Source organism: Lamprobacter sp. (genome assembly GCF_034860625.1).
In the GTDB taxonomy this organism is placed as follows: Bacteria; Pseudomonadota; Gammaproteobacteria; order Chromatiales; family Chromatiaceae; genus Lamprobacter.
The window spans coordinates 94,094-116,712 of record NZ_JAYESN010000002.1 but is presented as its reverse complement, the minus strand read 5'-3'; the positions used below and the strand labels follow the sequence as shown (position 1 = coordinate 116,712).

The 22,619-nt window shown below is 61.2% G+C and carries 17 protein-coding genes; 9 read left to right on the top strand and 8 right to left on the bottom strand.

The genetic code is table 11. From position 1 onward, the window contains the following. Nucleotides 1-131: 131 nt before the first annotated feature. The 5 genes from htpG to VBE63_RS01090 are packed head-to-tail and all read left to right on the top strand — an operon-like array spanning nucleotide 132 to nucleotide 5,907. Nucleotides 132-2,057 (top strand): molecular chaperone HtpG, encoded by a 1,926-nt coding sequence (htpG, locus tag VBE63_RS01110; protein WP_323681139.1) that lies wholly within the window; start codon nucleotides 132-134, stop codon nucleotides 2,055-2,057. Next, the gene (locus tag VBE63_RS01105; protein WP_323681138.1) at nucleotides 2,057-2,551 is read left to right on the top strand and encodes an ATP-dependent zinc protease; all 495 of its coding nucleotides are present in this window, start codon (nucleotides 2,057-2,059) and stop codon (nucleotides 2,549-2,551) included. The genes htpG and VBE63_RS01105 overlap by 1 nt, the downstream gene beginning before the upstream one ends. Further along, entirely contained in the window at nucleotides 2,548-4,782 is a 2,235-nt protein-coding gene (locus tag VBE63_RS01100; RefSeq protein WP_323681137.1) for a cache domain-containing protein, read from the top strand. Before VBE63_RS01105 ends, VBE63_RS01100 begins: the two co-directional genes overlap by 4 nt. Nucleotides 4,783-4,785: 3 nt before the next feature. Further along, on the top strand, nucleotides 4,786-5,331 hold the full coding sequence (locus tag VBE63_RS01095; protein WP_323681136.1) for a hypothetical protein: 546 nt from the start codon (nucleotides 4,786-4,788) through the stop codon (nucleotides 5,329-5,331). A 54-nt stretch (nucleotides 5,332-5,385) separates the two neighbouring features. Next, nucleotides 5,386-5,907 (top strand): hypothetical protein, encoded by a 522-nt coding sequence (locus VBE63_RS01090; protein ID WP_323681135.1) that lies wholly within the window; start codon nucleotides 5,386-5,388, stop codon nucleotides 5,905-5,907. Between the two features lie 3 nt (nucleotides 5,908-5,910). Here the strand turns inward: VBE63_RS01090 and VBE63_RS01085 are convergent, their stop codons facing one another. From VBE63_RS01085 to VBE63_RS01065, 5 genes are all read right to left on the bottom strand, one after another. Beyond that, complete coding sequence (locus VBE63_RS01085) at nucleotides 5,911-6,597, bottom strand: hypothetical protein (RefSeq protein WP_323681134.1); 687 nt, start codon at nucleotides 6,595-6,597, stop codon at nucleotides 5,911-5,913. A 98-nt stretch (nucleotides 6,598-6,695) separates the two neighbouring features. Then, nucleotides 6,696-9,905, bottom strand: coding sequence for an efflux RND transporter permease subunit (locus VBE63_RS01080; RefSeq protein WP_323681133.1), 3,210 nt, complete (start codon nucleotides 9,903-9,905; stop codon nucleotides 6,696-6,698). Further along, nucleotides 9,902-10,993 carry an efflux RND transporter periplasmic adaptor subunit gene (locus VBE63_RS01075; protein WP_323681132.1) on the bottom strand — a complete coding sequence of 364 codons (1,092 nt, stop codon included), beginning with the start codon at nucleotides 10,991-10,993 and terminating at the stop codon, nucleotides 9,902-9,904. Before VBE63_RS01075 ends, VBE63_RS01080 begins: the two co-directional genes overlap by 4 nt. 244 nt (nucleotides 10,994-11,237) lie before the next feature. Further along, the gene (locus VBE63_RS01070) at nucleotides 11,238-11,597 is read right to left on the bottom strand and encodes a response regulator (RefSeq protein WP_323681131.1); all 360 of its coding nucleotides are present in this window, start codon (nucleotides 11,595-11,597) and stop codon (nucleotides 11,238-11,240) included. Next, the gene (locus tag VBE63_RS01065) at nucleotides 11,597-12,163 is read right to left on the bottom strand and encodes a hypothetical protein (RefSeq protein ID WP_323681130.1); all 567 of its coding nucleotides are present in this window, start codon (nucleotides 12,161-12,163) and stop codon (nucleotides 11,597-11,599) included. The genes VBE63_RS01070 and VBE63_RS01065 overlap by 1 nt, the downstream gene beginning before the upstream one ends. Before the next feature lie 168 nt (nucleotides 12,164-12,331). On the opposite strand from VBE63_RS01065, the gene VBE63_RS01060 reads away from it, so the two are divergent. The 4 genes from VBE63_RS01060 to VBE63_RS01045 all read left to right on the top strand — a co-directional run bounded on the left by VBE63_RS01060 (nucleotide 12,332) and on the right by VBE63_RS01045 (nucleotide 17,071). Beyond that, complete coding sequence (locus VBE63_RS01060; protein ID WP_323681129.1) at nucleotides 12,332-12,895, top strand: hypothetical protein; 564 nt, start codon at nucleotides 12,332-12,334, stop codon at nucleotides 12,893-12,895. A 108-nt stretch (nucleotides 12,896-13,003) separates the two neighbouring features. Beyond that, on the top strand, nucleotides 13,004-15,217 hold the full coding sequence (locus tag VBE63_RS01055; RefSeq protein ID WP_323681128.1) for a VTT domain-containing protein: 2,214 nt from the start codon (nucleotides 13,004-13,006) through the stop codon (nucleotides 15,215-15,217). 5 nt (nucleotides 15,218-15,222) lie between these two features. After that, a complete protein-coding gene (locus tag VBE63_RS01050) occupies nucleotides 15,223-16,041 on the top strand; it encodes an endonuclease/exonuclease/phosphatase family protein (RefSeq protein ID WP_323681127.1) in 819 nt (272 codons plus the stop codon). A gap of 277 nt (nucleotides 16,042-16,318) precedes the next feature. Continuing rightward, nucleotides 16,319-17,071, top strand: a complete 753-nt coding sequence (locus tag VBE63_RS01045; RefSeq protein WP_323681126.1) for a hypothetical protein — start codon at nucleotides 16,319-16,321, stop codon at nucleotides 17,069-17,071. Between the two features lie 223 nt (nucleotides 17,072-17,294). On the opposite strand, the gene VBE63_RS01040 is transcribed toward VBE63_RS01045, so the two are convergent. The 3 genes from VBE63_RS01040 to VBE63_RS01030 form a co-directional block, all read right to left on the bottom strand. Continuing rightward, nucleotides 17,295-19,316: a sodium-translocating pyrophosphatase gene (locus tag VBE63_RS01040; protein WP_323681125.1), complete on the bottom strand. Its 2,022-nt coding sequence runs from the start codon at nucleotides 19,314-19,316 to the stop codon at nucleotides 17,295-17,297. Between the two features lie 135 nt (nucleotides 19,317-19,451). Beyond that, nucleotides 19,452-20,237: a hypothetical protein gene (locus VBE63_RS01035; RefSeq protein WP_323681124.1), complete on the bottom strand. Its 786-nt coding sequence runs from the start codon at nucleotides 20,235-20,237 to the stop codon at nucleotides 19,452-19,454. Nucleotides 20,238-20,293: 56 nt separating this feature from the next. Beyond that, a complete protein-coding gene (locus VBE63_RS01030) occupies nucleotides 20,294-22,582 on the bottom strand; it encodes a methyl-accepting chemotaxis protein (protein ID WP_323681123.1) in 2,289 nt (762 codons plus the stop codon). Between the last annotated feature and the right edge of the window lie 37 nt (nucleotides 22,583-22,619).

Below are 22,619 nucleotides of genomic sequence, written 5' to 3'. Positions count from 1 at the left end.
CGGCGAGGCTTGGCAAACGCAATTGTAACCAGTGCGGCCGGCCCGCGACCGATCAAATTACAGAAGCGCCGGGCGCTGACAGCTCGGTCTTCGACGACTCTCAACCCTACGACGACAGGTGATCGACACCCATGACCGTTGATGCGCATAAGGAAACCCTCGAGTTCAAGGCCGAGGTGAGCCAAGTCCTCGACCTGGTGATCCGCTCGCTCTACTCGAACAAGGAGATCTTCCTCCGCGAGCTGATCTCCAACGCCTCCGACGCCGCTGAGAAGCTGCGTTTCGAGTCGCTGACCGACGAGGCCCTGCTCGAAGACGACCCCGAGCTGCGGGTCCGGGTCAGCGTCGATAAGGAGGCTGGCACCATCACCGTCTCCGACAATGGCATCGGCCTCAGCCGCCAAGAGGTGGTGGATACCATCGGTAGCATCGCCAGCTCCGGCACCCGCCGCTACCTCGAAGCGATGTCCGAGGGCCAGACCACCGACAACGCCCTGATCGGCCAGTTTGGCGTTGGTTTCTACTCGGCCTATATCGTTGCCGACAAGGTGACCCTGGTCTCACGCCGCGCCGGCCTCACGGCGGAGCATGGCGTGCGCTGGGAGTCCGATGGTCGCGGTAGCTTCACGCTCGAGACCATCGAGAAATCAGGCCGCGGTACCGATGTGATCTTGCATCTGAAAGAGGACGAGAAGGAATTTCTCGACGGCTGGCGCGTGCGCAGCGTGATCAGCAAGTTCTCCGATCACATCGCGATGCCGATCGAGATGGTCAAGGAAGACTACGGCAGTGAGGACGACGAGAAGAAGGACAAGGACGCCGAGCCGGAGTTGGAGCAGGTCAACCGCGGCACCGCGCTCTGGATGCGCAACAAGTCCGAGCTGTCGGATGACGATTACAAGGAGTTCTACAAGCACATCTCGCACGACTTCGATGAGCCGCTGGCCTGGGCGCATAATCGGGTCGAGGGCACCAACGAGTACACCACGCTGCTGTTCCTGCCCAAGCGCGCGCCCTGGGATATGTGGGACCGCGAGCAGAAGCACGGCGTCAAGCTTTATGTGCGCCGGGTCTTCATCATGGATGAGGCCGACAAGCTGATGCCGCACTGGCTGCGCTTCGTCAAAGGCATCGTCGACTCCGACGACCTGCCGCTCAACGTCTCGCGCGAGATCCTGCAGCACAACCGCAAGATCGACACCATCCGCGGTGCTAACACCAAGCGCATCCTCAGCCTGCTCGAGACCATGGCCAAGGATGAGCCGGAGAAGTATCAGGAATTCTGGAAGGAGTTCGGCAAGGTGCTCAAGGAAGGGCCAGCGGAGGACTTCGCCAATCGCGAGCGCATCGGCGCCCTGCTGCGCTTTGCCAGTACCCACAACGACAACGACGAGCAGACCGTCTCGCTCGATGACTATATCGAGCGTATGAAGGACGGCCAGAAGGACATCTACTACATTACCGCTGATAGCCCGGCGGCGGCACGCCACAGCCCGCATCTGGAGGTGTTCCGCAAGAAGGGCGTCGAGGTGCTGCTGCTGTCCGATCGGGTCGACGAATGGCTGGTCAACAACCTGCATGAGTACAAGGAGAAGCATCTGCAGTCGGTGACCAAGGGCAAGCTCGACCTTGGCGATCTGGCGGATAAGGAGGAGAAAGAGAAGGCCGAAAAGGCCGAGAAGGAGCACGGAGACCTGCTCAAGCGGCTCAAGGACTCACTGGGTGATCGGGTCGAGGCGGTGCGGGTGTCGACCCGGCTGGTCGATTCGCCCGCCTGTATCGTCGTCGGCGAGCACGACATGAGTGCGAACTTAGCGCGGGTATTGAAGGCCGTGGGTCAGGATGCGCCGAGCATGAAGCCGACGTTGGAGATCAACCTTGAGCATCCGATGGTGCGCCGCCTAGAGTCGGAATCCGATCAGGGTCGCTTCGATGATCTCGGCATGATCATGCTCGATCAGGCTATCCTCTCCGAAGGTGGTCAGCTCGATGATCCGTCGGCGTTCGTCGGTCGTCTCAACAAGCTGATGTTGAACATGTTCATGAGTGGTGCCTAATGGCTGATGCCCTGGTGACCCTTGGCTGGCGCGAGTGGGTCGGTCTGCCCGAACTCGGGCTGCCGCTGATCAAGGCCAAGGTGGACACCGGGGCGCGCACCTCGGCGTTGCATGCGTTCCAGGTCGAGCGCTTCACCCAGGACGGCGCCGACTGGGTACGCTTTGCGGTGCATCCCGTCCAGGGTCGAGATGATCTGGTGGTCCGCTGCGCCGCACCACTCCTCGATCGGCGCTGTGTCACCGACTCCGGCGGTCATCGCGAGGAGCGGCCGGTGATCGCAGCCACGCTTGAGGTCGCAGGGCAGCGCTGGCCGATCGAGCTGACGCTGACCGATCGCGACAGCATGCGGTTTCGCATGTTGGTTGGTCGTACCGCCCTCAGCGGTCGGGCACTGGTTGATGTGCGGCGCTCCTATCTGACTGGACAACATCAGGATGCGGCTGCTGCTTATAGCCGCCCTCTGTCTAGCGATCCGAGTGGGGGTGCGCGTTGATCCGTAGCTACAAGGTTGCTTTCGTCGCGCTCTTCGTTGGCCTGTTGGGCGTGACGGTGTTTGCCGTCTCGGTCAATACCTATCGACATGCGACCCGGGTGGCGCTCGATCTCTCAGCAGACATCCTGTCCGAGATGTCGGCCAAGGTCATTGCGGAGACCTCCCAGCTGTTCGAGGCGGCGCGGGATGTGGCCGAGATCAATGCGCTGATCCTTGACGAGCGGGGTCTTGACGATCATCAAGCGCTGTTTCGACTGTTCGGCCGGCAGCTGACCTTAATGCCGCAGCTCGAATCCATCTATGTCGCCGGTCCTGAAGGCGACTTCATTCAGGTTCGTAGCTCGCCGCAATCGATGACGCGGTTGATTCGTCGTGGAGCCAGGGAGGAGGGGGGGGCACAATCCGCGACCGAGCGGCTGATCTATCGTGATCCTGACTTTGTACCCATCGCCCGGATCAATGGTGAAGCCAACTATGATCCACGCAGACGCGACTGGTATCGCCAGGCCGTTGCTGCTCAAGGCTTGCAATGGTCGCCGGTCTATCAGTTTGCGGATGACGGCGGGCCAGGGATCACAGCGGCGGTGGCGGTGCGCCAGCAGGATGGGAGCCTTGTCGGCGTCGTCGGTGTCGACATCTCGCTGACTAGCCTATCGCGCCTGCTGAGCGAGCAGCGCATCGCCCGTGGTGGTATCGCGCTGATTGTCGGCGCGGATCGGCAGTTGATCGCTTTTCCACAGAGCCTTCAGCTTCGCCAGGGAGCGGGACGAGCCGGAACTGGCGTCGATCCGGGGCTGCCGCGGGTTGATGACCTCGGCACCGCCTGGCTGGTCGAGGCTTATCAGCAGGGCGCGGATCTGCAGGGTGTTTCTCTGCAGGGCGCGGAGTCGCCGCGGATCTCGGCGATCAACCGCGTTGAGTACAGCTTGTCGCAAACCGATGGGCAGCGTTATCTGGCGCAACGGCAGGCATTTTCGTCTGCAGTAGGCGACGACTGGGAGCTGATGATTGTGGTGCCCGAGGCTTCGCTACTCGAAGCCGCGCGGCGGCTGTTCAGCGAGGCGGCGGCGATCTCGCTGATCTTGCTGCTGGCGGCGGCCATTGCCGTCTCCTTCCTAGCCCTGCGGCTGTTTCAGCCCCTCAAGCGTCTGGTTCTTAACACCGAGTTGATTCGCGAGTTCCGTTTCGCTGATGTCAAGCGGGTGCCCTCGCGCTTTGCCGAGATCAAGGCCATGGACGAGGCCCTGTGGAAGATGAGCCAGGGCCTGCGCTCATTGGAAAAATTCGTCCCCATCGATGTCGGGCGACGGTTGATCCAGTCCGGCAAGCGCGCCGAGCCAGAGGCCGAGGTGCGCGAGCTGACGCTCCTGTTTACCGGCGCTTCGGATCTCGCGAGCCTCTGCGAGGCGCTGCCGCCTGCGCGCATCACCGAACTGCTGGCGCGTCAGCTCGATCTCTTCACCAATACCATCTTGCGCCATAAGGGCACCATCGATAACTTCCTCGGCGAGAGCATCCTCGCCTTCTGGGGCGCACCGGTGGCCGTTGAAGACAGCGTGGAGCGTGCCTGTCGCGCCGTGCTCGCGTGCCGCGATGCCGAGACCGCCTTGCACGCGGACTGGGCTAAATCCCTGGCGCCGGGCGAGCCGGCACCGCCGCTCAATCTGTTCTCAGTGCATCATGGCCGCGCTATCGTTGGTGCGATCGGCTCGCGTCAACGCATGAGCTGGACGGCCATCGGTGACAACGTCGCCTTGGGCTGGGATCTCCATCAATTGAATCGCCGCTATGGTACGCGGATCATCATCAGCGGCGAGACTCGGCAGCAGATCGCCGACCATTACTGGACGCGCCGGCTCGATGTGCTGCCGCTGAGCAGCGGCGCACGCAAATTGGAGGTCTTCGAGCTGATCGATCGACGCGATCGGATGCTCCCGCCAGAACGGCTTGAGGCCATTGCGCGCTATGAGGAGGGTCTCGAGGCCCTGCTGGAGGCCGATTGGGCGCGCGCCGAGGCCATCTTCCAGCCACTGGCCGACCGTGATCCGAGTGATATCGCGGTGGCCCTGATGCTCTCGCGCTGCGGCACGCGCGATGCCTGCTTCTGGCCTGGGCTGGCTGGCCCGCGCGATGATATGTTGGAGGGTCCCTTCGTCGCGAGGCCCGTTGCCTCGCCGGGGCTGAGTCTCGAAACCAACGCAGCGCCGAGCGCGCATGCGCCCAAAGGCTGAGCCATGGAGCTAAGAGACGAGCAAGCGCTGGATCAGGCCATGGTCCGTTTTTCGGGCCTGATGCGTCGTATCGATGCGCGTCAGAGCCAGCTCGAAGCCCGTGTGGCACTCCTGTATCAGCTGCTGTTTGGTGCGGTCATCGTGCTGGTCGCTTCCTTATCCTTTCTGACCATCATCCTCTCCCGCCAGATTCCGGATGCGACCGCTGCGGTGACCGGACTGAATGCGCATTTCGCCCAGGTTGCGGATAATATGGATCGTATTGAGCATTCGATGCGGGTCATCGATACCAGCATGCAGAGCTTGCCGAGGGTGATCAGTCACGTCGATACCATGCATGGCGGGGTCGCCTTCATGTCGCAGGATGTCACGCAGATTGCCCAATCGATCACCACTATCGATGACAGCGTTGGCAGGATGTCGACGAATCTGACCGACATGCGCCAATCCTTCCGGCTCATGGAGGATACCGTTGGGCGGATGGGGCAGGATGTGAGCCATCTCTCGCAGCCGATGCGGATGTTTAACTGGATGAACCCCTTTCAATGATGCGTGCAACATGATGCAGCCTGCAAGCGCTCAACCGAACCAGGCGTCATCCTGATGATCGAGCGTGATCGCATCGAGGCCTTGACCGAGCTCATGTCTGAGCTTGAGCTGGATCTGGATCGCAGTGATAGCCTGACCGGGCGCCGCCGCCGTGGCGTCGGGCTTTGGGTGCGGATCGTGATTGGCTTGGTTGCTGCGCTCGCACTCTCTAACCTCTATTTCGTCAATGATCTGACCGATGAGGTGCGGCTGGTGATCCTGCGCATGCAGGAGATGAATCGCCTCTTTACCCGCGTCTCGGATCGCATGGACCAGATTACCCTTGAGGTCGATGCAATCGAGCGCAACGTCCTGCTGCTGCCTGTGGTTGCCGAGCAGATGCGTGAGATGTCCGGCCATGTGGCAGTGATGGAGCAATCGGTCTCGTTCATGGACCGGGCGGCCGCAAGGCTCGGGGACTCAGTTGCCTTGATGGATGGCAACCTGGGCGATATCGCTGTGCGATTCCATGCCCTGAACCGCAGCGTTGGAGCGATGGGGGCCGACGTCAATCAGATGGCGCGGCCGCTGCCATAGCGCCTACTCGAACAGCGGTATGCTCAGCGCAAAGATTGTGGAAATTGGCGCCAACTGGCTTTCGTGCATGACCATCAGCGTGTTCTCGGTCTTATGTTGAAGCCCGGGCGGGATCAGGATGGCGAACTCGCCTTCCTCTAAGTGGAATTCATGGATCTCCCGCAGACCTTCCTCCGTCATGCAGTGGCTTGAGCGATAGGCCTCATCCTCTCCGTAGACAAGACGGTTATACATCTTGAATAGGGTGTAGAGGCTCAGCCCTTTCGGGAAGCTCGGCCAGCGCGCTGGCGTGATACGCGTCTCTTCGTCAATGCCTTGACCCTTGGCCCTGGCTGCGGCAATTGCCTCATCGAGCGGCTGAGCCAAGAGTGAAGCACCACAGCTTGGCAAGGGTTCTTGTTGATCTCGTGCGCGCTGAAAGGTCTCGATGACCTGCTGGTAGTCGTCGAATCTGTGCAGCGGATAATCGATGTACTGAAGCTCATCGGGTGAGAAGCTGCCGTTTTCCCAGCCGTGAATCACGCGCAGGATCAGGTGGCGGCGTCTCATGGGCCGCACCACGAGCAGATGCAGCATGATGTGAATGTGCAGGAGACGCTCTACCGCTTCATTGGAGAAGGCGTCATAGGGAGCTGCGAAGATTTCATGCAGCCGTCCCTGGACGTGCTCCCTGGCTTCTTGGTAGGTCATGGTGTTTTCCATTGAAGATGACTCGCCGACCTCGTTGTCGTTAGATTGCCTAGCATCGCATGCGATGCAGAGTCTGGCTGGGAGAGACCTGAGTGAGATCAATTGTCTGGCAATTGCTGCTGGAAAACCGGCTTGCTCTCGAGTCGCTTTGACCTCTCTGTGCTACTCATCGCCCTTTTCTCGTCGGTGTCAACCTTGGGCGGGCTCGCGCGCGGCCAGCGTCGGCGCAGGCGTTGAACATGGTTGCCGAGACTGTCGCCAAGCACCAGTAAACAGGGCGTCAAGACCAAGGTTAGCAGAGTCGTGAAGCTGAGTCCGCCGACGATTGCGCTGGCGAGCTGCGTCCACCATTGCGTCGAGGGGGCACCGAAACGGATGCTGCGGCCAACCAGGTCGATATTCATCGACAGCACCATGGGCATCAGACCCAGGACTGTGGTGAAGGCCGTTAGAAAAACTGGTCGTAGCCGCCGGCGACCGGTCTCTAGGGTTGCGGCGATCGCGTCTTGGCCCTCGCTGCGAATCCGGTTGTAGGTATCGATCAAGACGATGTTGTTATTCACCACGATGCCGGCGAGCGCAATGATGCCGAGTCCCACCATCACGATGCCAAAGGGCTGACCGGTGATCAGTAGCCCCATCAACACGCCAGCGGTTGAAAAGACGATGGCCGAGAGGACCAGGAACGCCTGATACAGGCTGTTGAACTGGCTGACGAGGACCAAGGCCATCAGGAAAATGGCGCTGATGAAGGCTTGGGTCAGAAAGACTGTCGCCTCGCGCTGATCTGCGTCCTCGCCCTTGAAGCGGATGCTGACGGCTGGGTTGCCTGGGGTCTGGTCGAGCGCTTCGCGCAGGCGCTGAAGCTGGCTGTCGACCAGCGTGCCTTCGGCGACGTCGGCCTGAATCCGGATGGCACGGCGCCCGTCGACGCGATGCAGCGTGCCGACCTTAGGGGCCGGGATGACTTGGATGAAGTTGCTGATCGGCACCATGCCGGCTGCGGTTGGCACGCTGAGGCGATCGAGCTGACCGAGGTTGCGCTCGCTCTCGGGGAAGCGCACCCGGATATCGACCTCATCATCGCTGTCCTCGGGTCGATACTCAGAGACCTGAATACCTTGGGTGACCAGTTGAACCGCGTGACCGAGCAGAGCGACATTGGCGCCATAACTGGCCGCGCGCTCGCGGTTCACCTCGAGCCGCCATTCGATACCTGGCAATGGGCGATTGTCGTCGACATCGACGAACCCTCCAAGTCGCTCGATGAGCGCGCGCAGGCGTTCGACCTCGGCTGCGATCTGGCGGGTATCGCGTGCGCTGAGCTCAATCTGGATCGGCTTTCCCTCTGAAGGCCCACCTTCGGCCTTGCGCGTCTCAATGCGAATTCCAGGGATCTCAGCGGTGCGCTCGCGGATCTCATTGAGGATCAGCTCCGCCCGGCGGCGTTGATCCCAATCGATCAATTCGAGCTGAATGGTGCCGACCATATCCTCGGATGTACTGGCTTGTCCGGAGGCGCTGTTGTAAGAGCGGGCGTAGACCGCTGCTAGCTCTTGCATGCCAAGGATGCGCGCCTCGACCTGGCGCACGATGCGATCTTTTTCGCGGATCGAGAGATCGCCCCGGGCATGGATGTGCACCAGCGCCATCTCTGGCTCGACCTCAGGGAAAAACTCGACCCCTTTGCCGAATTGGAGATAGGCGGCGTAAGAGCCGATCAGCGCGAGCAAGGCGAAGCCCAGGGTCTTGACTGGGTGCCGCAACAGCGGCGCGAGCAGCTTGAGATAGGCGTTTGTGATTGCGCCATCCTTGGCGTGCTGCTCGATAGGCTGAAGAGGGCGGCGACGGATGCTTGAGCCCAGCACCGGGACGAAGATCAATGCCATTGCCAGCGAGGCAGACAGGGCGATGATGACCGTGATGGGTAGGTACTTCATGAACTCGCCGACCAGCCCGGGCCAGAACAACAGCGGAAAAAAGACCGCGAGCGTGGTGAGGGTAGAGGCGGCAACAGGCCAGGCCATGCGTTTCGCAGCAGCGGCGTAGGCGGCGCTCGGCGCTTGCCCGGTGGCGAGATGCCGATCGGCGAGCTCGGTGACGACGATGGCGCCGTCCACCAGCATGCCGACGACCAGGATGAGGCTGAACAGGACAACGATGTTGATGGTGAAGCCAAGACTGTTCAGCACTAGGATGCTGGTCAAGAAGGAGCCAGGGATAGCGACCCCGACCAAGAACGCGGAGCCTGGACCAAGCGCGGCCAAGATCACGATCATCACCAGCAGGATGGCGGAGAGCACGTTGTTCTGCAGGTCGCCGAGCAGCTCGCGAATCTCGTCCGATTTGTCCTGCATGTAGGCCACCTGCAGGCTGGCAGGCCAGTGTTCGCGCTCATGCTCGACGATCTCGCGCACGGCAGCGATGGTCTCGATGATGTTGGCACCGACACGCTTCTTGATCTCGAGTGTGACAGCCGGTTGCCCGGCGACGCGCGCGAAGCCCTCAGGGTCCTTGAAGCCGCGGCGCAGGCTGGCGACATCGCCGAAGGTGACGACGGTGTCGCCGGCGGTCTTCACCGGCATTGAGAGCATATCGTCGATAGTCTCGATCACGCCTGGCACCTTCAGCACCAGTCGGCCGGCTCCCGTATCCATTGCGCCTGCAGCCACCAGGCGGTTGTTGCTACTGATTAGGTCGAACAGCTCAGCATAATCAACGCTGTAGGTCTGCATGATGGCCGGGTCGACGATCACCTCCATTAAGGCCTCGCGGTCACCGCCGATGTCGACCTCGAGCACGCCGCTCAGGGTTTCGATGCGGTCCTTGAGATCTCGGGCGATGCGGATCAGCCCACGCTCCGGCATCGGGCCTGAGAGGGCGATGGTGAGCACCGGAAAAAGCGCGACGTTGATCTCGTGCACACTGGGCTCGTCGGTGGCGCTGGGCAGCTCGCTTTGCGCGATATCGACTCGCTCGCGCACATCGGCGAGGGCGCGCTTGCTGTCGAATCCGGCCATGAACTCAAGCTGCACAGAGGCGCGTCCTTCGGTGGCGGTGCTGGTCATTTCCTTGACGCCCTCGATGGTCTGTAGCTCCTTCTCCATGGGGCGGACCAAGAGCCGTTCAGCGTCTTCAGGTGAGATGCCATCATGGGTCATCGCGACATAGATGATGGGCACGGTGACATCGGGCTCGGCCTCTTTGGGAATCGACTGATAGGCAGCGAGCCCGGCCGCGAGCAGGAAGGCGAGCGTGAGGAGCACCGTGCGGCTGCGTGAGAACGCCAGATCGATGAGCGCGTTCATGAGCGCTCCGAGGCTGCTGAGTCCGCTATGACCGGCTTGACGCGCTCACCTTCACTGACGAAGCCCTGACCCTGAGTGATGATGCGAGCCTGGAGTGGGAGGCCGGAGACCCAAACGCCGTCCGCTTGCGAGTGAATCAGCGTAACCGGGTAGAACGCGACCCGGTCGCTGGCATCAACCGTGCGGACGCCCATGCGTCCGGCATCGTCGAGCGTGAGCACGGCTGGAGAAATGAGATGACCGCGTTCTTCGCCGATCTTGATATGCAGCTCGGCGCTGACGCCGCTGGCAAGGGCGAGCTCAGGATTGGAGATGTCGGCTTCGATCCGGAAACTCCGTGTCTGCGGATTGGCTACCTGAGCGATATAGCTAAGCTGACCCCTGGCCTGGGTACCGTCTAAGAGTGTGATCGCGACTGACTGGCCGAGCTGCAAGGCGCTCGCGCTTTGCTGAGGAACTTGCCCGACTGCCTTCAGGCGGCGGTTGTCGACAAGCTCCAAGATCTCGTCTCCCCGTTGCACTAGACTGCCAAGCTCGACCTCGCGAGTTTCGACCACGCCGGCGAAAGGCGCGCGAATCTGCAGCCGGTCGATATCAAGCCGGAGCCGGGCCAGCTCGGCCTGAGCGCTTGCCAACGCGGCTTGGGTCTGTTTGATCTGGGTGCGGGCCTGCATGCCCTGGCTGCCGAGTTTCTCGGAAGCGGCGAGCTCGAGCTGGCGCGCGGCAAGTTCAGCTTCGGCTCGAGCCAACTGCGCTGGTCGGTCGTCTTCTGCCAGCTCGACCAGAACGGAACCTGTGTCGACTTGGGCGCCTCGAGCCACCGGCAGTCGTGCAATCTTACCCTCGGTCTCGGCGCGCAGTCTGACCCTGCGCCATGGCTCGAGGTGTCCTAAAATCCGGATCTCGCGATCGATGCTTGAGGCAGCGCTCTCTGAGACCAGTACCCGCATGGGCTGTGCCGCTGCTGCTGACGCAAGGGCGGAGTCGTCCGGTTGCTCAGTCCGCGAGGCGTCCACCAAAGCGCCGCTGAGCATCCAGAGCGTGACGGCAGTTGCAAGTCCGATCGCCAAGATGACTGAGCGCTTCATGCCTAAAGGGGTCTCTGGTAGGAATAAGGGGCCGAGTAATCAGGGACCTAGCAACAAGGGTACCCCGATGCGCCAGGGATGCCGGAGCGGGCTAGGCGATTGGGGCTGATCGCTTCGGTCCGAGCAGACCGAGGAGGGTCGCCGATACGCTGGCGAATAGATTAGAGGGGTATTTGAGCGGCAGGTTCGCGTTGCTGAGGTTGATCGCTCGAGGAAGGCCGTGCTTGTACTAGCCGCTTAGCGGCTAGGCCGCAACACTCTCGACGATCGCGTCGACATCGGAGAATGAAAACGGCTTTTCCAAGACGGCGGCAACATCAAGCAACGCGAGGCGTTCGATCTCTTTTTCGCGTAGCTCCGAGAAGCCGGTGATGACGATGACGCGGCAGCGGTGATGTTTTTGGCGCAGTCGCTCGAGTAGATCAACCCCATCGATCTCGGGCAGCACCATATCCAACACGAGTAGATCATAGCCATCGCGATCACAGAAGATCTCTGCCAGATGGCCGTCGAAAGCGGCAACGGCCTCATGGCCCCGGGCATTGAGATGGTCTGCAAGAATGGTTGCAAGCAATCGATTGTCGTCGACAACGAGGATTCTCATCACGCAGACTCCAATGAGTGTAGGCGTTTGCTACAGTCAGGGCAGATGCCGTGACTGATGCGCGGCATGGTCTCTGCGGCGAAGAGGCGAAGCTGCATCACGGCCTCCTCCACCTCAACCCAGGCGTGCTCGGCAAGCACCGTCTTGCACCAGCTACACATCGACAATACGCGCCGTGAGGCTGGTTGGTGTCGGTGAAACTCGATCAGCGGCATATAGGGTCTTGGCTCAGTTCGCAATAACCGGCTGGCGAATTCGATCTCGTCGCTGTCGGCGAGATAACGCATCTGCATCTGCATCCAACGGCGGCGCTCCGGCGAGTCGCAGCGGTAGCCGAATTGCAGCGCCTCTCGCGAGGCACGCGCGCGCTCGATGAGGAGCTGATAGACATGGCGCGTCTCCTCGTCCGCGATGACCGAGAACAGGGGCCGCCCCAACTCTGCCCCGGCGGTTGTTGCGTAGCCGTTGTCCGAGGCGAACGCAAGCCATGCCTCGCTGACGAAGCTGATGCGTAGCTCAGCATCGACGCGATGAACATAGCTTGGGTGTGCTGGTTCGATTGCCATAAAGCGGTCAGCCATGAGCTTAAAGCCTAGCAGACTCCCTGGAAAACGAACGGTATTTCCCCGCATTTTTTATCGACTCGCCGTCCGCCTTGGTTGCGCCCCTGCGCCGACCTCGCTAGTTTGTGCGGAGGACACAAACAATCCAAACCACCAGAGGGGACATCGACCATGCAGAAGAAATCGTCTACGCTGATGCTTGGCGCCGCGTTGATCCTGGGCGCTGGAGGGCCGGCTAGGCTGTACGCTCAGGGTGCCGAGCCGGCCATGGAGGGGATGATGAGCGCGCAGTTGAGCGGGAAGGTCATGGTGGTCAATGCAGAGACACGCCTGATGACCTTGAAGGACGCCGATGGGGTCTACCATGTGTTGCATGTGCCACCGGAGGTCTCGCGCATCGATCAGATCAAGATCGGCGATGAGGTGAGGATCACGCAGATATCGACCGCATTGATCGAACTGGTTCCGGCCGATGAGGCTGGTCTAGTCGCGAGCGAGCGAAGCACCGACGTCGATCGTCAGGCCGGCAAGAAGCCTAGCGGCAGCATGACCGACACCCTGACCATTTATGGCAAGGTAGTCGCGATGGATAGCGCCAAGGGTACCCTGACCATCGAAGGGCCGAACCAGACGCGTAGGCTCGATGTCGATGATCCGAGCCTACTCGAGGGGGTATCGGTCGGCGATGGCGTGATTGCGCGTTTTCAGAACCTGATCATTGGCGAGGTCAGGTAATCGCTGAGTCATCAAGATCAGTGATTGTAGAATCAAGTCAGTGATTGTAGAGGGAGGCGTCTCCGGCCCCATGCAGACTGGCTGCTGAGGGCTGGAGCGATTTAAGTTGTGAAGCTATCCTCAACCAATGCACTGAGTCTGGTTCCCGGACGCAACTGCTGGCGCGTCGAGCAGGCTCGGCGTGTCGGCATCTGTGTCGATGGCGAGTGCTATTTCGGCATGCTGCGTCAGAGCTTGATCAAGGCGCAGCGGTTCATTGCGATTGCGGCCTGGGACATCCACAGCCAGCTTGAGCTGGTCCGCCCAGCCCCTGGTGATGGCTGGCCAACCAGGCTTGGAGCACTCTTGCTCCGCCTGCTTGAGCTGCGCCCAGAACTCGAGATCTTCATTCTGCTTTGGGATTACGCGCCCATCTATGCGCTCGAGCGTGAGCCGCTATTCTTTGGCGATGCGCCTTGGCAGAGGGATGCGGAACAGCGTCATCCACGGCTGCACTTCATCCTCGATGACGCGCATCCGCTGCTCGCCAGCCAGCATCAAAAGCTGGCGATCATCGACGGTGCCTTGGCCTGGTGTGGCGGTTTCGACATCAGTCAATGGCGTTGGGATACCGAAGCGCATCTCGCCGACGAGCCGCGCCGGTGCGATCCTGACGGTGATCCCTACCCGCCGTTCCACGATCTGCAGATGCTCGTCGATGGTGATGCGGCGATGGCACTTCTGGAGCTCTTTGCCGAGCGCTGGGAGCGGGCAGGGGGCGGCGCTCCACCAGTGCTTCACTCAGTGGCAGGGGCGCCTGCCGAGATGACATCGCAACCAGCTGTTGAACGTCGGACAGGCAGTGAAGGCAGCGATGAAGCCCCCAACAACGAGACGATCGACGCTTGGCCGGCACAGTTGAAGCCGCTGCTGCGAGACCAGCCGATCGGGATTGCACGCACATTGCCGGCGTTTAATGGGCGGCCCGAGGTTCGTGAATCCGAGCAGCTCTACTTAGACATGATCGCGTCCGCCCGCGAGCTGATCTACATCGAGAATCAGTACCTGACCTCACGCTCGGTCGTTGCGGCGTTGCAGCAGCGTCTGCAGCAGCCCGAAGGTCCGCTGATCTTGATCATCCTGCCACGCGAGACCGGCCATTGGCTTGAGCAGCATACGATGGACCTGATTCGGGCTCGGCTGCTCAAGACGCTGCGTGACCAAGATCAGTATGGCCGCTTGCAGGTCTACTATCCGGACTTGCCGGCACTGGGGGATGAGTGTCTCATGGTGCACGCGAAGCTGATGATCGTCGACGACCGCGTGCTAAGGCTCGGCTCCTCCAATCTCAGTAATCGCTCGATGGGGCTGGATAGCGAATGCGACCTCTGTCTGATCGGCGACACCGAGGCAGCACGGGCCGAAATCCAGCGTTTGCGACGGCGCCTGCTGGCGATGTTCCTGTCGACCGATGCAGACAGCCTGGCTGCTATAGAAGCCGATTGGCTATCCCAACACAAGACTGGAAACGATGCCCGAGAAGGTCTGCGGTTGCGACCACTCGCGCCCAGCCTCGATCCTGAGTGGGATCGGCAGATCCCGGATGAACGTCTGATCGATCCGGATCGGCCACTGTCGCCGGACTGGGTCGGTGATGTCGTTGTTGGCGACGAGCATCAGCCCCATGCGCGCTGGCGTGCGCTTCTCGGGGTGGGCCTAGTGTGCTTGTTTCTGGTGTTCGCGGCGCTCTGGCGATGGACGTCGGTGGGCGACTGGATAGAACCGCGGCAGTTGGCTGAGGCCGCTCGGGCGCTGACGCACTCGGTATGGGGGCTGCCGGTGACACTAGCCGTCTTCGTGCTTGCGAGCCTGGCTGCGATTCCCGTGACCTTGCTGATCTTGGTGGCGACCTTGATGTTTGCTCCATTGCCCGGCGCCTTGATTGCGCTTTTAGGGTCCTGTCTGGCGGCTGCCGCCGGCTACCAGATTGGCCACTTTACGGGGGCTGCAGCGGCAGAGAAGTATCTCGGCGGTCGTCTTGGCGACCTGCGTCAACGGCTATCGAAGCGCGGTATCTCGACGATCGTGGTACTGCGCATCGTGCCAGTGGCCCCTTTTGCTATCTTGAATCTGCTCGCTGGGGCGATACAGGTTCGCTTTCGCGACTATCTGATCGGCACCCTGATCGGCATGGCGCCCGCTGTGATGGCGATGGCGTTGTTCTCGCAAGGTCTCGTTGAGCTGCTGGGTCGCGCCGATATGCGCTCGCTCGCGCTCTTGCTTGGCGGAATACTGATTGGGGCTGGCCTGTTCTGGCTCGGTCGGCATCTGTTGCGAAAATAGCGTTCATGGGCCTGCGAGAGACCATCAGGGTAGCCAGTTACAATATCCATCGCGCGGTTGGCGGCGATCGCCGCAAGGACCCGTTGCGCATCGCCGAGACCATCGCTGCCCTCGATGCGGATTTGATTGCTCTGCAGGAGGTGGAGACACCTGTTCGGGAGGCGCCCCTGATCTTTTTACAGCGGCTAGCGGCGCTCGGCTACGAAGCGCGCCTTGGTCATACCATGCAACGCGGGGCCCATCACTACGGCAATCTGCTGCTGAGCCGCTTGCCGGTGCTCAGCCATCACCGATTGGACATCAGTCAGCCAGGACGCGAGCCGCGTGGGCTGATCGATGTCCGCATCACACTGGGGTCACTGAGTCCGCCGGCGGGCGCAGAGGCGTCGGCGACTGCGGCGCCGTTGGTCTTGCGTTGTCTGGCGACTCATCTTGGCCTCAACGCCTCTGAGCGTCGGCGACAGATTGCGGCGATCCTGTCGCACCTGCGCACGACGAGCCCTGGCGGCTGTGCACTCACGGTGCTGATGGGGGATTTCAACGAGTGGCGGCGCAATAGCCCCAGGCTTGCGCCGATTGATCGCTTGCTGCGACCGGCAGCAATGCCGGCCAGCTTTCCGTCAGGATGGCCGTTGTTGGCACTCGACCGGCTTTGGCACGGGCATGGACTCGAGTTGGTCGAGGGCTCGGTGGTGCGCACCTCGGCGACGCGCGCAGCCTCCGACCATCTGCCGCTTTGGGCTGAGCTCCGTTTGCGCAGCGCAGGCGAGGCAGGAGCCCCGGATTGCGCCTGTAGTCGGTTGGTCGCTGATCTCGGTGGCTGATGCCCTGGAGCGCGAGGACATCAGCTTGGTGTTGGGCGGCTTGTCGATTTTGTCGCTCATGCCGCGCGATCTGGTCCAGAGAATGCATGTGCTGTTGTGAATAGGACGACATGCCCTGAGCGTCTGCGCGCAGATAGTCTCGGTTTGCCGGTTTGCCGGTTTGCCGTGCAGCTTGGCTGGGGTGAGTCATGCCATGCTTGGAGGCATTCATCAAAGCATCAAAGAGGTATCCGCAGCTCGTCGCGGAATCCGGCCCCCATTGAAGAGGACGAAGCCCATGATCTCGACGCCTAGTTCAAGCAGCATCGATGGCGAGCTTGGCCGTTGCCGGCTTGACCCGATGCGCGAGCGGTTGAACGCGCTTGAGCGTCGTTCGCTGTTGGCCGAGCAGGCACGGCAGCAGGCGCATCGCTTGCGCTCGCCATTGAGTGTGATTGGGCTGGTCTCCGAGACGCTCCAGATCGATCTCGGCGATGACCGTTCTTACTCGGAGCGGTTGCAGCGGGTGCTGGATGCGGCCTCTACGCTCTCCTCCAGCTTGCGTCGAAGCCTGGAATCGAATCGCTTTGCCGATGGCCCGAAACGTGCGGTAGATGTGGCTCGGGTGGCGGCAGACGTCGTGCGGGCCTTTGGTGGACGCGTCGTCAGTCCAACCGGCGACGACAGCGCAGAGGCTGAGTCCGAGGGGCTTGACCAGGCGGTGGGAGCTGAAGTCTTGATCGATGAGCAGGGCTTAGAAGCTGCGCTCGTCCATCTTTTACGGTTGATCGGCGTCGGCTACGCAGGCAATGCCAGGGTAGTGCCGGAGCCTCTGTTGCGCGTCGAGCAGGATCAGCACGCGGGGCGGGTGCGGTTGCGGCTGACCTTGACCCATGCGCCTCAGCCTCTGGAGCCGGTCCCGACTGAACGTGCTGATTACGGGTTAATGCTTAAAGTGGTGGAGCGGGTGACGCGTGATCAGGGTGGCCTGCTCGTGCTCAGCGATCACCAAGTGAGCTTCGAGCTTCCGACAGTCTCAGCGGTTGCTTAACCCCAGCTTCAGCGCGGTTCGCTGCAGATTAGCCGAACAGTTGGGATGAGGTTGCTCCAGATCGCATGCAGTCGAGGTCTGCGAAGACTTAGCACGACGCACAGCAATCTGTGAACCTCCACTGGCGAGGGATCAGCATCGCCAGTGGATGGGCGGGCAGCATCGAAGAAGCGCTTAGCGAAGTTTGCGCTTCCTCTCCAGGGGTGATGGCGCGCTCTGAGCCTCAGCCCAGCAGGCTATTGCCAAGTAGCGGCGCGATCACCAGACTGACGATGGCCATCACGTTGATGAGGATGTTCATCGAGGGGCCTGAGGTGTCCTTGAAGGGGTCGCCGACGGTGTCGCCGACCACGGTCGCCTTGTGGGTGTCAGAGCCCTTGCCGCCGTGGTTGCCCTTTTCGACGAATTTCTTGGCGTTATCCCAAGCGCCGCCAGCGTTGGCCATGGTCAGCGCAAGGAGCACACAGCCGAGTAAGGCGCCGCCGAGCATGCCGCCTAGGGCGGCTGGACCAAGGATGAAGCCGACCGCCCAGGGTGCGGAGATGGCGACAACGCCGGGCATGACCATCTTCTTCAGTGCCGCGGTGGTGGCAATGTCCACGCAGCGAGCGGTGTCGGGCTCGGCAGTGCCTTCCAGCAGCCCCGTGATCTCGCGGAACTGGCGGCGGATCTCGTTGATCATCGCGAAGGCGGCTTCACCGACCGCGGTCATGGTCATCGCGGCAATCGAGAAGGGTAGGATGCCGCCGATGAACAGACCGATGATGACCATCGGGTCGCTCAGCAAGAGCTCGAAGTCGGGCACGTGCAGCGAGACGCTCTCGATATAGGCCGTGATGATGGCGAGTGCGGCCAAGGCTGCCGCGCCAATCGCGAAGCCCTTGCCGATGGCCGCGGTGGTGTTGCCGAGCTCGTCGAGCGAGTCGGTGATGCGCCGGGTCTCGACCCCCAGGCCAGCCATCTCAGCGATACCGCCGGCATTGTCGGCGACCGGACCATAGGCGTCGATGGCCATGGTGATGCCAACCGTGGCGAGCATGCCAACGGCGGCAATGCCGACGCCGTAGAGACCTGCGAGCTGGTTTGAGACGAAGATGATGACGCTGATGGTGAGGAGCGGCACGATGACCGAGCGCATCCCCACAGCAAAGCCAGTGATGATCACCGTTGCTGGGCCGGTCTCGCCGGCGAGCGCAATGCTCGCGACCGGTTTCGACGAGGTGTAATACTCGGTGACCAGCCCGATCACGATGCCACCCAATGCACCTACCAGTACGGCGCCCCAGACAGAGGCGTTGACGCCAGTGCCGATGATGACCAAGAAGGCCACCAACATGAACAGCAGGCTCGCCCCAATGGTGCCGATGCGTAGTGCGCGCTCCGGGGCTTGGTTGGAGAAGCGCTGCACTAGCCAGATGCCGGCGATAGAACAGAGCAGGCCCGCTGAGGACAAAGCCAACGGCAGGAACATCAACGCCTGACGCTCACCAATGGGGTCGATGATGTCTGCAGCCAGGGTGGATGCGATGGCGATGGTGGCGATCATGGCGCCGCAGTAGGACTCGAAGATATCCGAGCCCATGCCGGCGACATCACCGACATTGTCACCGACATTATCGGCGATAACACCCGGATTACGCGGGTCATCCTCTGGGATGCCAGCCTCGACCTTACCGACCAGGTCGGCGCCCACATCGGCGCTCTTCGTGAAGATGCCGCCGCCAACGCGGGAGAACAGCGCCACACTAGAGGCGCCCATGCCGAAGCCATGAATGGCGTGGGCGGTTTCAGGATCACCGCCGAACAGCAGATATAGGGTGCCAAGGCCGAGCAGTCCAAGCGAGGCGACCGCGAGCCCCATGATCGAGCCGCCGAAAAAGGCCACTGTGAGCGCTTCTGCCGGGCCCTTGGTGTGGGCCGCGACGGTGGTGCGCACGTTGGCCTGGGTGGCGGTGTTCATGCCGATGAAGCCGGCGAGCGCCGAGGTGAGCGCGCCAATCACGAAGGCGAGCGCGGTCTTCCAGCCGAGGAAGAAGAAGAGCACGACCACGAGTACGCTGGCAAAGAGGCCAAGCATCGTGTATTCCCGGCGCATGAAGACCATGGCGCCAAGATGGATGGCGTCGCCGATGGCGGCGACCTTCGATTCGCCCTTCGGATAGGCCTTGACGGTGCGGAAAATGATGTTCGCTGCCACCAGGCCAAGGATCCCAAAAAGAATGGGTATTAGAGCATTGAGGCTCATGGTGTGATTACTCTCCCTCTCGCTCGAATCATTGTCGTTATGATGGGAAACGCCGAGCTGCTAATGCGTGCTCGGCGGGTCGATCTTGCGGTTGGCTGCCGCCCTGAGGTGCTGGCCAGGCCGCGTGCCATGTCGCTACATGGCGCGCCAGAAGCGATAGTTCGTCGCCTCAATCTCGGCCCGAGCGGGCATCGGGAAGAAGCGTGTCGCGTCTTGTGACGCAAACATGAAACCGTGGCGGATGACCTTATACGGGATGGTCTCGAAGGCGCTGTCGAGTCGCAGCCCTTTGCTCTGCTTATCCGGGTCAGCGCGAAGCTCCATGATCGCTGCTCGCAGGTTCGATGGATGCAAGCCAGGGATCGGCGCATGCATGGTGGGCCGATCCTCGAATTCTTCGAGGAAGTGTTCGATGTCCAGCTCGATCTGGGTATAGAACTGTTTCGGGGCCCCCTTGGGGAAGTTTGGATCAGTGATGTATTTGCCGAACGCGGGGAAGTCGAGACGTGACATCACCAGCATGCGCAAGGGTGCGATCTCGGCGTAGATTCGTAGGAAGCCTTCTTCGTGGGTCTTGTCATAGGCTGCGGCGTCGAGTGGAAGGGTATAGCCCTCCGGCGTGCTCAGAAAGACTCGCTTGATCGCATTCAGATCAATATGCTCGAGGACACGGTAGGTAGAGATGAATTTGGTCGCTTTCGGGCGACCATCCGGATGCGGCTTCAAGGAAGCGATCGCATCATCGATCTTGAAATACGGATGGCGGTACTGAAGGTCGATCTCGGCAAAGACCACCTTGCCCGCATAATAGCGGACGGAGCCTGCGGTGTAATGCTTGGCAAAGGCCTCTGGGTCCAATTGTGAGGCGACCAGAGCCGGGTTGGGTGCCAGGATCTGATACAGATGACTGTCGAATTGCATGCTCTATTCCCCTGGTTGGGCGTCGGCGACGAGACCTGTTCGATGGGTCCAATGTGTTAGAACTCGTCGGTCTGTGGGCGCGATTGCAACAAACGCGGTGCGCTTGCGGCCTGACCCTGATCTCTCGACATTGAATCGCTGTTGTCATTACGGACGCCGTCGACCAAGAAGCGCAGGTCGTCGACGATTCTCTTGAGCTGTGCAGCCTGATTGGCGAGCTCCTCACTAGCTGCGGCAGACTCTTCGGCGTTCGAGGCGCTGATCTGAGTGACCTTGTCCATCTGCGAGACCGCGAGGTTGATCTGCTCAACACCGCGTGCCTGTTCATCGCTGGCCGTTGCCACCTCGCTCATCAGCTGGGTGACCTGGGTACTGGCGGTCACGGTCTCTTCGAAGAGCGAGACCATCTCCACGGCGACGGCCTTGCCTAAGTATTTCTCCAGCTCTGAAGATACTTCCTTGATGCGGGATGCATTCTCCTGTGCAGACTTCATCAGCTCATTGGTGTTCTTGACCTCTTCAGCACTGCGTTGAGCAAGCTTGCGGACCTCGTCAGCGACGACGGCGAAGCCTTTGCCTTGTTCGCCGGCGCGCGCGGCCTCAACTGCTGCATTCAGGGCGAGCAGATTGGTCTGGAACGCGATGCCATCGATGGTGTTGACCACCTTGGCGGTGCTGTTGGTACTTTCCTCGATGGCCTTGATGGCGATGTCGAGCTTTTGCAGGCGTTGCTTGACTTCGTCAGCGGTTGCCCGCGCCGCTTTGACGCCCTGATCGGCCTTCTCGTTGGCTGTGCGACTCAGTGCATCGGCCTCGCGTGCATGCTCGGCGTTTTGCCTTGTGCCGGCGGCCATCTCTTCGACGCTGGAGCTGGTCTCCTCAAGGCTGCTGGCTTGCTCGCCGGCGCCTTCGGCCATTTGCTGGCTGCTGATATTAACGTGGCCGCTGACGGTCGCAACCTGTTCGCTGCCTTCTTGCAAGCCTTTCACGACGCGGTTAATCGGGCCGACGATCGAGCGGGTGATCAGCCACGCGAGAACGATGCCAATGATCAGTGCGATGACCTGGCCGATCATGACCACTAGACTGCTGAGGGTCAGGCTCTGCATGGACTCATCGGCAATGCGTTGCGTGGCGCGGAGACCTGCGTCGGCCGTGGCGACTGTCGCGGCGATCAGTTCATTGCCGGCTCGCGTGCGGGCGGTCGACAGTTCGTCGTTAATTTTCCAGTTGGCCACTAGGGCTTCCAGGGCCTTGCGGTAGCCTGCCGCCGCCGTACCCGTCTGTTCGATTTGAGCCACGAGCGCCGTATCGGTCGTTGTCGTGAGGAGTTGATCCAACAGTGCTTGGATCCTCGGTAGATGACTGGTGATGGCTTGGTCGATCAAGGTCAGGTCATCGAGTGCTTGGCCCCTGAATGCGGCGATGCGGCTCTCGTTGCCTAAACCGACAATCTCGTTCGCGAGGGTGATGTCACGATGGCGGGCGAGCATGTCCGTCGTGAGCGCTTCGACCTGGTCATTGAGAAAGGCATCGGACTGATTGATGAATGTGGCTGCAGTCTGGTCCATCGTATTACGCAGGCTTGCCAGCTGCTGCTCGCTGGCCGAGAAGCCTTTATCGGATTCCCTGGCGAATGCTTCAATGGCGCTGAGATAGTCAGCAGCGCTCTTGGCAATGGCGTCAATCTGATCAATATTGATTTGGCTACGCGTCGTTGGCCTAATTGTATCTAGCTCCGGAGCGATCTTTTGAAGACTCTCGATCGCCTCGCGGCGCGCCGCCGTTTGGCCGGTCGCTTGCGCTCTAAAGTTTGCAACACGTGCGTCGGAGCCAAGATCGACCACGCGAGTGACCGCCAAAACCTTTGCTGTACGTTCTTCGAGCGTCTGCTCGAACATGCGATTTTGAAGGTCTAAGAATTGGCTGGAGGCCTGCAAAAAAGCAGCGGCATTGTCATCTAGCTGTCGGCGGTTCGCGGCAAAGGCCTGTTGGGCCTCTTGTGTTTTCTCCATCAGCTCGAAGTAGGTGTTGCGAGCCTGTTCCGCAGCTTGAATCTGTCCGCCAAGCGCGGTCAGGTGCGTTGCCTTCTTCTCCAGTGCCCGCGCGTCCGCGAGCGCTTCATCGAGGAGCGCCGCCTCGGTCTGAGATTCGAGCCAGAAACGTTCGATGCCGGTGAGTCCGTACCCGCGCATGGCGTACATGAGGCGGTTCGCTGCGCCGCGCAGACGTGTGGCGACTTCGACTTCAGGGACATACTCCTCTGCTAACTGGACTGACTGGCTCTTGACCGTCAGCATGTTGAGGGTCGCGATGCCGCCGAGTAGGGCGGTAATCGCGATCATTGCCGCGAATCCCAAGATGATCTTGCTGCTAAGCTTT

What these genes read in the sequence shown, in the direction of transcription:
- htpG (WP_323681139.1), top strand. Translation starts at nt 132, where the DNA reads ATGACCGTTGATGCGCATAAGGAAACCCTCGAGTTCAAGGCCGAGGTG.
- VBE63_RS01105 (WP_323681138.1), top strand. Translation starts at nt 2,057, where the DNA reads ATGGCTGATGCCCTGGTGACCCTTGGCTGGCGCGAGTGGGTCGGTCTG.
- VBE63_RS01095 (WP_323681136.1), top strand. Translation starts at nt 4,786, where the DNA reads ATGGAGCTAAGAGACGAGCAAGCGCTGGATCAGGCCATGGTCCGTTTT.
- VBE63_RS01090 (WP_323681135.1), top strand. Translation starts at nt 5,386, where the DNA reads ATGATCGAGCGTGATCGCATCGAGGCCTTGACCGAGCTCATGTCTGAG.
- VBE63_RS01085 (WP_323681134.1), bottom strand. Translation starts at nt 6,597, where the DNA reads ATGACCTACCAAGAAGCCAGGGAGCACGTCCAGGGACGGCTGCATGAA.
- VBE63_RS01080 (WP_323681133.1), bottom strand. Translation starts at nt 9,905, where the DNA reads ATGAACGCGCTCATCGATCTGGCGTTCTCACGCAGCCGCACGGTGCTC.
- VBE63_RS01075 (WP_323681132.1), bottom strand. Translation starts at nt 10,993, where the DNA reads ATGAAGCGCTCAGTCATCTTGGCGATCGGACTTGCAACTGCCGTCACG.
- VBE63_RS01070 (WP_323681131.1), bottom strand. Translation starts at nt 11,597, where the DNA reads ATGAGAATCCTCGTTGTCGACGACAATCGATTGCTTGCAACCATTCTT.
- VBE63_RS01065 (WP_323681130.1), bottom strand. Translation starts at nt 12,163, where the DNA reads ATGGCAATCGAACCAGCACACCCAAGCTATGTTCATCGCGTCGATGCT.
- VBE63_RS01060 (WP_323681129.1), top strand. Translation starts at nt 12,332, where the DNA reads ATGCAGAAGAAATCGTCTACGCTGATGCTTGGCGCCGCGTTGATCCTG.
- VBE63_RS01050 (WP_323681127.1), top strand. Translation starts at nt 15,223, where the DNA reads ATGGGCCTGCGAGAGACCATCAGGGTAGCCAGTTACAATATCCATCGC.
- VBE63_RS01045 (WP_323681126.1), top strand. Translation starts at nt 16,319, where the DNA reads ATGATCTCGACGCCTAGTTCAAGCAGCATCGATGGCGAGCTTGGCCGT.
- VBE63_RS01040 (WP_323681125.1), bottom strand. Translation starts at nt 19,316, where the DNA reads ATGAGCCTCAATGCTCTAATACCCATTCTTTTTGGGATCCTTGGCCTG.
- VBE63_RS01035 (WP_323681124.1), bottom strand. Translation starts at nt 20,237, where the DNA reads ATGCAATTCGACAGTCATCTGTATCAGATCCTGGCACCCAACCCGGCT.
- VBE63_RS01030 (WP_323681123.1), bottom strand. Translation starts at nt 22,582, where the DNA reads ATGATCGCGATTACCGCCCTACTCGGCGGCATCGCGACCCTCAACATG.